Raw genomic sequence first — 12684 nt, 5'->3', positions numbered from 1 at the left:
GAACCCTGAATAATCTGTTCCTATGAGCGAACCATCTTCAACAGTCCAGCTGGCAGTCATCCCGGGCGACGGAATCGGCCCTGAGGTCATCGCAGAAGCCGTCAAGGTACTCCACAGCGTCACCGCGAACCTCGACACCACCTTCGCCTTGACCGAATACCAGCTCGGTGCCGAACACTGGCTCGCATCAGGTGAGACCCTGCCCGATGAGACCCTCGCAAAGCTTCGCGAACACGACGCGATCCTCTTCGGTGCGGTCGGTGCTGCCCCGGGCGACACCCGCATCCCCTCGGGCATCATCGAACGCGAGATGCTGCTGAAGCTCCGGTTCTCCCTCGACCACTTCGTGAACCTGCGCCCCTCACGGCTCTACCCGGGCATCGCGAGCCCCCTCGCCGCACCCGGCGACATCGACTTCATTGTGGTCCGTGAAGGAACCGAGGGGCCCTACGCCGGCAACGGCGGCATTCTCCGCGGTGGCACCCCCCACGAAATTGCCACCGAAGTCTCCCTCAATACCGCCCACGGCGTGGAGCGGGTAGTCCGGGACGCGTTCCGCCGGGCCAATGACCGTCCCCGCCGCCACCTGACGCTCGTCCACAAGCACAATGTTCTTGTCTACTCAGGCCACCTGTGGCGCCGGACGGTCGAAGCGGTTGCCGCCGAATTCCCCGACGTCACCCACGATTACCTGCACGTTGACGCCGCCATGATCTTCCTGGTCACCGACCCGGCGCGGTTCGACGTCATCGTCACCGACAACCTCTTCGGCGACATCATCACCGACCTCGCCGCGGCGATCACCGGCGGAATCGGGCTGGCAGCCTCGGGCAACATCAACATGGACCGCACCGCCCCGTCCATGTTCGAACCGGTTCATGGGTCGGCGCCGGACATCGCCGGGCAGCAGAAGGCCGATCCCACAGCGGCCATCCTGTCCGTCGCTTTGATGCTCCGCCACCTCGGGTTCGACGACGCCGCCGCGCGGGTTGAGCGCGCAGTGGACGACGACGTCGCCTCCCGCACCGGTGCGCCCCGCACTACGGCCCAAATCGGCGATGCGATCGCCGCTCTGGTGTCCTAAGCTGGTTAACCATGACAGCCACCGACCTGGAATTTAGCCAGCACCCCTCTGCCAACCCCAAATCCGATCAGGAACGGGCCGAGATTCTCGCGGACCCCGGGTTTGGAAACCACTTCACCGATCACACGGTTGTGGTCGATTTCAAGGCGGACACCACCGGTGCCGGCGGCTGGGGCAACGCGCGTCTGGAAGCCTACGGGCCTATCGCACTGGACCCGGCGGCAGCAGTGCTGCACTACGGTCAGGAGATCTTCGAGGGAATGAAGGCCTACCGTCACGAGGACGGATCGGTCTGGACGTTCCGGGCGGACCAGAACGCTGCGCGGCTGAACCGCTCTGCAGCAAGGCTGGCCCTGCCACAGCTGCCCGAGAACATCTTCCTCGAATCCCTCCGCCAGCTGGTGGCGGCGGACCAGAACTGGATCCCCACCCGCGAAGGGGAGAGCCTGTACCTGCGGCCCTTCATGATCGCCACCGAGGCATTCCTGGGGGTACGGCCGGCACGCGAAGTATCTTTCCGCGTCATTGCCTCACCGGCCGGAAACTACTTCGGTGGGGAACTGGCGCCGGTCGACATCTGGGTCTCACGCAACTACGCGCGCGCAGGGCGTGGCGGCACCGGCAACGCGAAGTGCGGTGGCAACTATGCCGCGTCCCTCGCAGCGCAGCTGGAGGCCGAGGCTCAGGGCTGCAAGCAGGTCCTGTTCCTGGACCAGTTCAATGACAACGCCGTCGAGGAACTCGGCGGAATGAACGTCTTCTTCGTGTTCAAGGACGGCTCACTGGTCACGCCTGCGCTATCCGGGACCATCCTCGAAGGTGTTACCCGCTCATCGGTGATCCAGCTGGGCAAGGACCGCGGACTCACGGTCACCGAGCGGAAGATCACGCTCGATGAATGGCGTGATGGGGTGGCGTCCGGAGACATCACTGAAGTGTTTGCCTGCGGTACCGCCGCGGTTATCACCCCGATCGGTCAGCTGAAGGACGGTTCGGAAGTGATCGGTGCCCCTGATTCCAAGGCCGGTGCGGTCACTATGTCCATCAGGGAACAGCTGCTGGGCATCCAGACGGGTACTTCGCCTGACACCCACGGCTGGTTGACCCGCCTGGTCTAGCTCGCGACCATCCGATGGCCCCCACCCCGCAGCACGGGGGTGGGGGTCATTGTGGTGAGCCGGCCGCTAAAAGGCGAGTGGCAGCTTCGCCGAGGAACGCAGGAGGGCTGAGGTGTCCTCGACGGTCAACGGCTTACTGAAGTAGTAGCCCTGGCCCCCCACGCAGCCCATTTCCTTTAGCTTCTCGGCCTGCTCAAGGGTCTCGATTCCCTCGAACACTGCCTCCAGGCCCGCTGCCCGGATGAGTTGCAGAATCGCAGCAATGAAGCCGAACTGGATTGAACCGGTGGACAGCTCGCTGAGCAGTGAACGATCAACCTTCACCATGCTGACGGGAAGTTTCCGCAGGTAGCTGATGGATGAGTAACCGGTGCCGAAGTCGTCGATCTCGATGCACACGCCAAGCTGTTTCAGGCTCAGGAGCGAATACGTTTCCACCTCGCCGCCCGTTACCAGAGCTGTTTCGGTGATTTCCAGTACCAGCGCGACGGGCGGGATGTCGAACCGGCGCAATAGCCCCCGCACATAGTCCACCAGGTCGAGCTGCTGCAGTTCGACAGCCGAGAGGTTCAGGCGTAGCTGGAAATCGTCGTCGAGCTCCATTTCCGCGCGCCACAGCGAGTACTGGCGGATCGCCGAAGCCATCACCCACCGGTCCAGCTCGATCACCGCGCCGATTTCTTCGGCCAGCGGGATGAACTCATCCGGCATGATGAAACCGCGGGTGGGATGGTTCCAGCGAACCAGGGCTTCCAGGCCGAGCACCCGGCCGTCACGCAGGTCGACCACCGGCTGGTAGTGAAGGCTCAGCTGATCCGACCGGATGGCGTCGCGGAGCTCGGAGGCAATCTGGCTTCTGAGCTGCCGCTGCAACAACATCACCGGTTCGAAGACCTTGATGGTGCTGCGGCCCTCCCGCTTGGCCACGTACATGGCGGTGTCCGCGTCCAGCAGGATGCTCTCGGGACTCTGGCCAGGCTCGGCCAGCCTGACCCCGATGCTGGCACGGGAAAAGACATGCAGTTCGTCCAGCGAGATGCGGTCGCCCAGGGCGGCAAGAGCGCGGTTGGCGATCCGGAGCGCGATTTCCAGGGTCGCCTCGGGGACCAGGATGGCAAATTCGTCCCCGCCCAGGCGGGCGACGGTATCGGTGTCCCGGATGACGCCGACCAGACGGTTGGCGACCTCCTGCAGAACCCGGTCGCCGGCGTCGTGCCCAAAACTGTCATTGACGTCCTTGAAGGAGTCAAGGTCCAGCAGGATCAGGGCCGGCGGCGTGGCATCACCATCGGCCGCCAGCTCATCCTCCAGTTTGGCGAGGAGTGCAATCCGGTTATCCAGCTGCGTCAGCGCGTCAGTCATGGCCATGGCGCGCATGTCCAGGTGCGCCTGGTGGAGCATCGCAGTGCGGCTCTCAACCCGATCCTCGAAGTCACGGTGCACCAGTTCAAGCTCTTCGGCAAGCAGGTTGAAGCCGGTGATAACGGCGTCGACGTCGTCCCGCGCCGCGGAGGGCTCCATCCGGGTGCTGAGATCGCCGCGGGAGAGCCGAACGATCCCATCGACCAGCATGGCCAGTCGGGGATCGGTTTCATTGTCAGGCATGCGGGCAACTACCTAACCAGGCCATTGCCTCGGACTCAGTGGTGAAAAAACGGGTGGGGCAGGGCGGCGGGTCACCGCCCAGTAAAAAGTTGGCCATAACGCGGTCCACGGGGGAGGCACCCAGCACGGCTATCGCCGAGGAAGTGCGGGAGCTGGTGAAGACTGCCCGTGCATCGCGACTGATCGACCCGACCCCCGAGATCTCCAGCAGCACCGGTCGTAGACTGCCATTGGCGATCGACCGCGCGCGCGCAGCGTGCGTTTCAGCGATCTCACCGGTGATGTCCACGCCCTTCGGCATGACCAGCCTGATGACGTTGCCCGGCTGGCCTTCGCCTGATTGATCGCTCTGCACATTGATAGCCGACATGTTCCCCTTCACTTCGACTGCGACTGCCCTCCAACCAGGTAGGTAGCGGATTGACGGCTACCTCGAAGAAATCCGTCGGCGGCGGTCGTTTGATCCCCGGAGGTCACGGTTGAGGCGGCGGTCTCCGTGGTACAGGATGGAGGACCAATCTGCTTCTTCAGGTGACTTCTCAATAACCGGTGACTTCGTCTCGCGCTTCTTGCGAGGCGGTACGTAGAGCCAGTTTAGGACGCCGAGAACCATGTCCACAATTGAATTGTTTACCCCAATGTAGGCGCGAATTGCTCCAGCCGCCAGCACCGCGTTCAAAGCAGCGAATGCAGCGTTACCCCAGTTCCCCTGCTGCACATCGCGCCACAGGGTCAGGAGGGAGAACGCGACAATCGCGTAGGGGATGAACACGTAGAGGGCAGGGGCGGCGGTGCGGTCCTTGACCTTGGGCGTGCGAACAAACGGGATCTTCTCGCCGGTGAAGGCCTGCTGGATGGATTTCAGGACCCCGGCCAGGTTCACCGGAAGCAGCACAATATTGAAACCATAGATCCTGAAGATGTCGCTGAAGCGGTGCCCGCAATCGCGGAGATCGCTACCCATCGCGAGGAAGTACGGCATCGCGGTCATGAAGACCAATGGACTGAGGAGCCTGCTGTCGTAGGGGTACCCCAGGAGGAACAGCAGCCCGAAGCTCGCCCAGGCGATTGACGCCATGTAGTTGACCCGGAGCAGCACCTCGCGGACCAGGATCCGATCCCGGCGGTAGCGCCGGTCCTGCAGCTGGTTCCACAGCTTCGGAAGGATCAGCAGCCCGCCGTTGGCCCAGCGGCGTCGTTGGACCACCAGGGAGCCAAAATCCGGGGGAGTCGCGCTGTAGCTAAGGCGCTCTGGATAGTTGACCAGCGTCCACCCGTGGGCACCGAGGTCAACACTGGACTCGGTGTCCTCGATGACGGTGCGGTCCTGGATGTAGGTGTGGATCTCGAACCCGCCAACATCCTCGACTTCGAGAATGTCCATCAGCGCTTCCTTGCGGATCACGGCGTTGGCACCCACCCAGAAGGTGGCGCCGTAGTAGGACATGCCCTGGTGCAGGATGTGCTGGATGTCGGTGGTCGCGCCGGCGACTCGTTCAATTCGGGTCGGGGCTCCGCGGAAGGAGGAGTAGGGGGTCTGCGTTACTGCGACCCGCTCGTTTCCGGGGGACTCCAGCAGGTAGACCAGACGCAGGCAGTAGTCCCGGAGGAGTAGCGAATCCGCGTCGAGGGTCAGGAGGTACGTGGAATCTGGCACGTCCAGATCCACCTGGGCGGGGCCTTCGGCTGGGCGCAGGATGGTTCCGCTCGGGGACTCCTCGCGGTGCCACCGCTTCCCCATGAGGGAAATGTAGGAGTTGAGGTTCATCGCCTTGTTGGCTTCGTGGGACAACGAGGCGAACATCTTGCGTTCGAACGTTTCCAGCCGGGCGGTGAAGATGCGGCACAGCCGGAGGTACAGCTCAGTGACCCGGTCTTCGTTGGGCTGCTCGCCCTGCGCACGCGCTGCGGTGAGGCCGAGTACCGTCAGGCGGAGCTCCCGGGCGAGGCCCATCAGCACCAGGTCGACGAAGAACTCATCCACGTGGTCTTCAACCCGCTCGAGGGCCGCCATGTCTTCCAGCCAGGTGGCCGCTGCAATGTACTCGTTTGTGAGGACTTCGAGTTCGTCCACTCCGGTTGGGCCCGGCGACATAAGTCGTTCACGGTAGCTGGTCAACGCGTCGTTGAAACGGGTGGAGGGCTCAAGCAACTGGGACTCGATGCCCTCGGACAGCTCGCGGGTGATTTTCAGGCGTTCGGCCACCACCGGATCGGTGGGGTGCGGGGGGTCATCGAGGAGCAGGACAACGCGTAGGTCGGGAAACTCCTGGAGCGCAGCCGACCAGAGGGTTGCCCGCACCACTTGTGGCTCTTCGGCGTAGGACGGCACCAGGACGGTGATGCCCTCGTCGTAGTGGGCGAAGTGGCGGTCTAGCTCGCCGCGCGGCACCCGCTTGTGGTCCCGGAACCGGTACAGGGCACCCTGGCGTGCCACCAGGTACAGCAGGGCGGAGAAGGTGAGGAAGGTGACGACAATCAGGTACGACACCGCTTCGAACTGGAAACGGAAGCCGGCGGTGGGGTTGTCGATGAGCTGTCGCAGGATGGTGGTAACAACGTAGGAGCCCCACCCAACCATGGTGGCCACAATGGCCAGGCGGCCTAGCGCGATCTTTCGACGCGACGGCGTGGGATGAACGATGGAGAGCGGCTCGGACCGCTTCTCGGCACCCCACTGGCGCTTGCGCGCGGCCGGGACTGATTCTTTACTTTGTTGCTCAGAGGCAGCAGCCACTTTGTGATCCTTCATCTCGCTCCCCAGCGACTCGATTGCAGGATCGGACTTTGCCGCTCCCATCGCAGATGGCTTTCGCCTTTCCACCCGACGAGTGGGATGATCTACGATCATTGAGCGACCCCACGCAGCGGCGGTACGCCGGATGCAGTCGTCCTATGACGGTGCAACACTAGCACTACGATTCGACACTATAGTGTGTTAGTGACGTAACAGTTTACATTTCAACTTTCCCTCGGTTGGCGGGGGCCACGACCCTGGGGAGAACACATTGTCAAGGCACTTTCCGGGTCGGAAACTCTCGTTTGTTCGACTCGTGCTGGTGATCGGTGTCGTGGCAGCGGTGGTTGCCGGATCCGTCACCGGCTGGAGCCGGTTTGAGGACGCCCGGGCCGCCGAAGATAGCGGCTCCTGGTTCGCCGGCTACGTCGATGCGACTGCCACTCCGTTTTACGCCTTTGAACGCCCGCAGACCGAAGAGGGCGGCAGCATCGTTCTGTCGTTCGTCGTTGCCGACCCGGAAAGTCCCTGTGAACCATCCTGGGGTGCGGCGTACTCCTTTGATGAAGCCGAATCCACCATGGACCTGGATCGTCGGATCGCCCGTCTGCTGCAGAGCGGCGGGGAAGTGGCAGTGTCCTTCGGTGGTCTGCACAATGACGAGCTGGCTACCTCCTGCACCGACGTCAACGATCTGAAAGACGCTTACGCCTCAGTAGTCGAGCGGTACAATCTCTCCACGATCGACCTCGACGTCGAGGGCGAAAACCTGCTCGACACCGAAGCAGGGGAGCGTCGGGCTGAGGCTATCGCGCTGCTGCAGCAGGAACGGTTGGCGGCCGATGAGCCCCTGAACGTCTGGCTGACGTTACCGGTTGCTCCGACGGGCCTGACCGAACCGGGGACCACCGCAGTCACCCAAATGCTCGAAGGCGAAGTGGACCTCGCCGGGGTGAACATCATGACCATGGACTTCGGTGAAAGCCGGCCCGAAACAATGAGCATGCTTGAAGCGTCGATTGCCGCCGCCGAAGCCACCCACTCACAGCTGTCCACTCTGTACAGCCGCGCTGATCTGCCACTCGGTCCGCAGGCGCTCTGGACCAAGCTCGGCCTCACCCCGATGATCGGCCAGAACGACGTCGTCAGCGAGGTGTTCTCGCTGGATCACGCTGCGGGTCTGAACGCCTTCGCCGTCGAAAAGGGTATTGGCCGGATGTCCATGTGGTCCCTGAACCGTGATGCCACCTGCAGCGACAACTACGCCGACGTGACTGTGGTCTCGGTTGGGTGCAGCGGAATTGACCAGGACGGCCAGAGCTTCGCGCAGCTCCTGGGTCAGGAGTTCGAGGGAACTTCCGAGACCATCGCCACCACTTCGGCCTCGCCCGAACCCACTCCGGAACTGGTCGAGGACAATCCCGAGACCAGCCCGTACCCCATCTGGTCCGAGGACGCCACCTACGTGGCTGAGCAGCGAGTGGTCTGGCATGGCAACGTGTATGTGGCCAAATGGTGGAACGAAGATTCCACACCGGACAACCCAGTGCTGCGAGCCGATGAGACGCCGTGGACGCTGATCGGGCCAGTTCTGCCGGGTGAGAAACCAGTCTCCGCGCCAACCGTTCCCGCCGGAACCGTCGACGAATGGGATCCGGAAGAGGTGTATGAGAGCGGTGATCTCGTCAAGCTCGATAATCACGTGTTCGAATGCAAGTGGTGGAGCCAGGGCGACAGCCCGGAAGCTGCCCTGCAGGGTTCGGCTGGATCTCCGTGGGATCGGCTGTCAAACGACGACGTCACTGAGCTCCTCGAGGGTCTTGAGGATGAAGACGCCTCAGTGCCCACACGGTCGGCAACACCCACCCCGACGGCAACTCGCAGCGAGTCCCCGTAAGGGCTGAAGCCCGGCTCTTATGAAGTGGTTGATTGGGGCTGCATGAGGGATTCGATCAATTCTGCGACGTGCGCCGCCCGATCGTGGGCTCCGGACTGGATGAAGTTCGCCTTGGCGGCGTCGAGGTAATTCATTGCCTCAATGTCGTCGCCGCGCCCGGCCAGCGCACGTCCGAGCAACAAATTTGCTTCACCGGCAGTCTGCGAAGCCAGGATGGTGCTGTCGGCACAGATCGGTTTGAGGCGCTTGACTGCCGCGTTGAGCTGGCCCGTAAGTACCAGCCAGTGAGCCCGGGTCAGGGACAGCTCCAGCTGGTCACGGTCGTTACCGCCCACAATTGAGCTGGCGGTCTCAGCGCGTTCGATGCACTCGAGAGTTTCAGCGTCAACAACGCCGGCGGCAAGCCGCTTCGCTGCTGAGGCGCGGTTAAACCGGGCCCACAAATCGAGGTCATTGTTGGGTGACAGATGAGCGGCTGCGAGCCGGTGATACTTTGCACCGTCCGCTACCTCCTGTCGGAGGAAAGCGACATTCCCGATCACCCAGTACGCTTTTCCGGAGATCTGGCTGGAGGTATCGGTAGTGATCAGTGCAGCCAGGACTAGGCACTCATTCCATGCTTCGCCTACCTGATCGCTTTCTGCCAGAGTCGCAATTAGGGCACGCAGAGCGTTTATCAAAAGTTCGCGAGGAGCGTTATCTCTTGCCGCCAGATCGACAGCGTTCCGGGCCGCGTCGACAGCGGATGGAAGCTGGCCGATGCCCTGAAGTCCGATGCCAAGCAATGTGAGAACCCGCGCTGCGAGAGCAGGGGACTGGTCTGTCAGCGGGTGTGCGCGAAGTAGTTCGGCAACTTTGACGGATTCCTCGACGGCGCCTTCCTCTCGAAAGCACTCGGCTTGGAAGAAGGCCATGTTCCACCATGCGACTTGGTTGTCGTCCTGGAGGGCCAGATCGACGGCTTGACCGGCGATAACGCGTGCTTTCTCGTAATCGCGTTGGCTCCACGCTTCTCTGGCCCGCAGCTCATACAGCAGCTGGTCGCCGGGCTGATTGGTCGCCATGGGTGGTAGCCCCTTCGTGCGGTTTTAGTGGACCTCTGGGTCGTGCATTGTGGTTCCCAATGAAAAAAGGAGTCCACGAGCTTAGTTTAGGGGATACCCGGCAGATACTCAGTCTAGAAGTTCATCTTTCAAAACGCTTGGTTTCCTGTACTTCGTTCGTATACTAATAAAACTGCGTGAGGTCCGGTGCCTCGCGCTTTCTCGCATAAGCAAAGGACTCTCGTATGAAAAGACTATTTGCCTCACTCCTGGTTGTAGCCGTGTTCACGATCGGCGGTGTCTCCACAGCGACTGCTGCCGATGCTGCTATCGGGTTCAAGAGCAGCATCACCAAAATCGGCGATTGGCCGAATATTGGAGACTGGCCTAACTAAGGTGCAGCCTCGTAGTCGCAGTTCGAACTGAGCTGCATTTGCCTGATGACCGTGAACTTGCCCACTGGGGACAGGTTCACGGTCATTTGCTTGTCCGGGGCAATTCACTCTGGAATTACTACCCGCTGAGCGCCTGATTCCTGCACAGGCGCTCAGGTCACGGTAACGTGGGATTCATGCGTATAGCCCGATTTGTCGTTGACAGTGACCCAGCATTCGGAGTGGTTGAGGGAGAGGAAGGCCAGGAAGAGATCGCAGTCATGGCTGGCGACCCCTTCTACTCAGGTGTACAACTCACCGGCGTCCGCCACCAGTTGGCCGATGTCCGTCTGCTCGCCCCGGTAATCCCGCGCAGCAAGATCGTGGGGATCGGCCGCAACTACGCGGAGCATGCCAAGGAACTCGGCAACGAGGTTCCGCCAGCACCACTGATGTTCTTCAAGCCCAACACCTCAGTCATCGGCCCCGGCGATCCAATTGCGCTGCCGGCCTTCTCCGACGAAATCTCCTTCGAATCCGAGCTTGCCGTCGTGATCGGGCGGATCTGCAAGGACGTGCCGCTGGATCGGGTGGACGAAGTGGTCTTCGGGTACACCTGCGCCAACGACCTCACCGCCAGAGACGCCCAGAAAACCGACAACCAGTGGGCGCGCGCCAAGGGTTTCGACACCTCCTGCCCCGTTGGGCCCTGGATCGAAACAGCACTGGACACCGAGAATCTGCGGGTCAGCGGCCGGCTCGACGGTGAACTCAAGCAGGACGGCTCAACCAGCCAGATGATCTGGGGGGTACGGGAACTGGTGTCTTACGTATCCCAGGCCTTCACGCTTCTGCCAGGTGACCTGATCCTGACCGGGACACCAGCCGGCGTCGGGCTCATTAGCGAAGGCCAGACCTACGAAGTCGAGATCGAGGGTATCGGGCGGTTGTCCAACCCGGCGCGTCGCTGACCATGAGGCGGGTGCCGCGGGGTCCGGTGGAAAAGGGGAGCCCGAGCGCCGAGCGCCGCCGGCTGGGGCGCTACCTTGCCATCGCGGCCTGTGCATTGCCGCTGGTGTTGGCCCGTGCGGCCTCCATCGGTGGTGCGCCCCAGATGTGGATCTCCGCTCTCGCAGCGCTGGGGTTCGGTGCAGCCGCCGTCCTGCCCATTCGCTATTTCCGGCCAAAGACACCGCTTCGGGTTCAGCTCGGAGTCGGCGCCCTTGTTGCGGTGCTCATCTTCGGCGCCTGGTGGTTCGTCGCGGGCTAGCTCTTCGCTCGGGGTCGGGCCCCTCGCCCCGTAGACTTGGACCCATCATGATTAATGCTGCTGAGATCCCCCTTGTCACCGATCAGACCCCTGTGCGTGTGCGGTTTTGCCCGTCACCCACTGGAACCCCGCACGTCGGACTGATCCGCACCGCCCTGTTCAACTGGGCGTACGCCCGTCACACCGGGGGCACGATGGTGTTCCGGATCGAGGACACTGACGCGGCCCGCGACAGCGAGGAAAGTTACACCCAGTTGCTGGATGCCCTGAAGTGGCTCGGCATTGACTGGGACGAGGGTGTCGAGGTGGGTGGACCCCACGCCCCTTACCGGCAGTCGCAGCGCAGCGATCTCTACCAGGACGTCATCGCCAAGCTGCGGGCAGCCGGCCACCTCTACGAGTCCTTTTCCACGCCCGAAGAGGTTGAGGAACGCCACCGGGCAGCGGGTCGGGACGTGAAGCTGGGCTACGACAACTACGACCGCACCCTCACCGAGGACCAGCAGGAGGCCTTCAGGAGTGAGGGCCGTGGTGCTGTGTTGCGGCTGCGGATGCCCGACGACGACATCACCTTCACCGACCTGGTGCGCGGTGAAATCACCTTCCGTGCCGGGAGCATCCCCGACTTCGCAGTGGTCCGCGCCAACGGTGCTCCCCTCTACACCCTGGTCAACCCGGTGGACGACGCATTGATGGGCATCACCCATGTGCTCAGGGGCGAGGATCTCCTCTCATCAACTCCTCGCCAGATTGCCCTGTATCGGGCGCTGATCGACATTGGCGTCGCCAGTTACATGCCGCTGTTTGGGCACCTGCCCTATGTCATGGGTCAGGGCAACAAGAAACTTTCCAAGCGCGATCCGGAATCAAACCTGTTCCTGCATCGTGAACGCGGCTTCATCCCCGAAGGCCTGCTCAATTACCTTTCACTCCTGGGCTGGAGCCTGTCGGCTGATGAGGACATCTTCACTGTTGACACCCTGGTGGAGAAGTTTGATGTCCACGACGTGCTGGCGAACCCAGCCCGTTTCGACCTCAAGAAAGCCGAGGCGATCAACGGCACCCACGTGCGCCTGCTCGAGGCCGAAGACTTCCGCCAGCGGATCATTCCCTACCTTCAGGGTGCGGGCTTCCTCGGCGAGACCCTGAGCGATCGCGAACGCCAGATCCTGATCGAGGCTGCTCCTCTGATCCAGGAGCGCATCACTCTCCTTGGCGAAGCCCCGGACATGCTGGGTTTCCTCTTCGCCGCCGACGCCGGCATCGAGATTGCCGACGACGCCCGCAAGGGTCTGCCAGCAAACCTCGGGGAAGTCCTCGACGCAGCGCAGGCCGCGCTGCAGCCGCTCGACGACTGGACCACCGAGACCATTCAGGATGCGCTCCGTCAGGCCCTGGTCGAAGAACTGGGCATGAAGCCACGCCTGGCCTTCGGCCCGGTCCGGACAGCCGTCTCCGGCAAGCGGATCTCGCCGCCGCTCTTTGAATCGATGGTCATTCTCGGCAAGGAATCCTCGCTGGCCCGGATCGCCGCCTTCCGAAGCGTGGCCGGCTGA

The 12684-nt window shown here is 62.6% G+C and carries 11 protein-coding genes; 7 read left to right on the top strand and 4 right to left on the bottom strand.

The genetic code is table 11. From position 1 onward, the window contains the following. Positions 1-22: 22 nt before the first annotated feature. Both ACX80T_RS14480 and ACX80T_RS14475 read left to right on the top strand, forming a co-directional pair. Entirely contained in the window at positions 23-1084 is a 1062-nt protein-coding gene (locus ACX80T_RS14480) for a 3-isopropylmalate dehydrogenase (RefSeq protein ID WP_019483037.1), read from the top strand. Between the two features lie 11 nt (positions 1085-1095). After that, on the top strand, positions 1096-2202 hold the full coding sequence (locus ACX80T_RS14475) for a branched-chain amino acid aminotransferase (RefSeq protein ID WP_024476091.1): 1107 nt from the start codon (positions 1096-1098) through the stop codon (positions 2200-2202). Between the two features lie 66 nt (positions 2203-2268). Here ACX80T_RS14475 and ACX80T_RS14470 read toward each other — a convergent pair whose 3' ends face one another. The 3 genes from ACX80T_RS14470 to ACX80T_RS14460 are packed head-to-tail and all read right to left on the bottom strand — an operon-like array spanning position 2269 to position 6559. Continuing rightward, positions 2269-3807 (bottom strand): putative bifunctional diguanylate cyclase/phosphodiesterase, encoded by a 1539-nt coding sequence (locus ACX80T_RS14470; RefSeq protein WP_459304773.1) that lies wholly within the window; start codon positions 3805-3807, stop codon positions 2269-2271. After that, the gene (locus tag ACX80T_RS14465; RefSeq protein WP_459304771.1) at positions 3800-4177 is read right to left on the bottom strand and encodes a SpoIIAA family protein; all 378 of its coding nucleotides are present in this window, start codon (positions 4175-4177) and stop codon (positions 3800-3802) included. The genes ACX80T_RS14470 and ACX80T_RS14465 overlap by 8 nt, the downstream gene beginning before the upstream one ends. Before the next feature lie 57 nt (positions 4178-4234). Further along, on the bottom strand, positions 4235-6559 hold the full coding sequence (locus tag ACX80T_RS14460; RefSeq protein ID WP_050994955.1) for a glycosyltransferase family 2 protein: 2325 nt from the start codon (positions 6557-6559) through the stop codon (positions 4235-4237). 256 nt (positions 6560-6815) lie between these two features. Between ACX80T_RS14460 and ACX80T_RS14455 the strand changes: the two genes are divergently transcribed. Next, the gene (locus ACX80T_RS14455) at positions 6816-8441 is read left to right on the top strand and encodes a carbohydrate-binding protein (protein WP_459304769.1); all 1626 of its coding nucleotides are present in this window, start codon (positions 6816-6818) and stop codon (positions 8439-8441) included. 17 nt (positions 8442-8458) lie between these two features. Here ACX80T_RS14455 and ACX80T_RS14450 read toward each other — a convergent pair whose 3' ends face one another. Then, entirely contained in the window at positions 8459-9505 is a 1047-nt protein-coding gene (locus tag ACX80T_RS14450; protein ID WP_459304768.1) for a hypothetical protein, read from the bottom strand. 224 nt (positions 9506-9729) lie between these two features. Between ACX80T_RS14450 and ACX80T_RS14445 the strand changes: the two genes are divergently transcribed. From ACX80T_RS14445 to gltX, 4 genes are all read left to right on the top strand, one after another. Next, positions 9730-9879, top strand: coding sequence for a hypothetical protein (locus tag ACX80T_RS14445; RefSeq protein ID WP_156911194.1), 150 nt, complete (start codon positions 9730-9732; stop codon positions 9877-9879). Between the two features lie 176 nt (positions 9880-10055). Then, positions 10056-10829 carry a fumarylacetoacetate hydrolase family protein gene (locus ACX80T_RS14440; protein ID WP_024476094.1) on the top strand — a complete coding sequence of 258 codons (774 nt, stop codon included), beginning with the start codon at positions 10056-10058 and terminating at the stop codon, positions 10827-10829. Positions 10830-10840: 11 nt separating this feature from the next. Next, positions 10841-11128 (top strand): hypothetical protein, encoded by a 288-nt coding sequence (locus ACX80T_RS14435; RefSeq protein ID WP_133185544.1) that lies wholly within the window; start codon positions 10841-10843, stop codon positions 11126-11128. 47 nt (positions 11129-11175) lie between these two features. Next, on the top strand, positions 11176-12684 hold the full coding sequence (gltX, locus tag ACX80T_RS14430; protein WP_024476095.1) for a glutamate--tRNA ligase: 1509 nt from the start codon (positions 11176-11178) through the stop codon (positions 12682-12684).

The organism is Arthrobacter sp. Sr33 (genome assembly GCF_054511195.1).
Note: the sequence above shows the minus strand (reverse complement) of the source record. Positions and strands in the feature narration are given on the sequence as shown.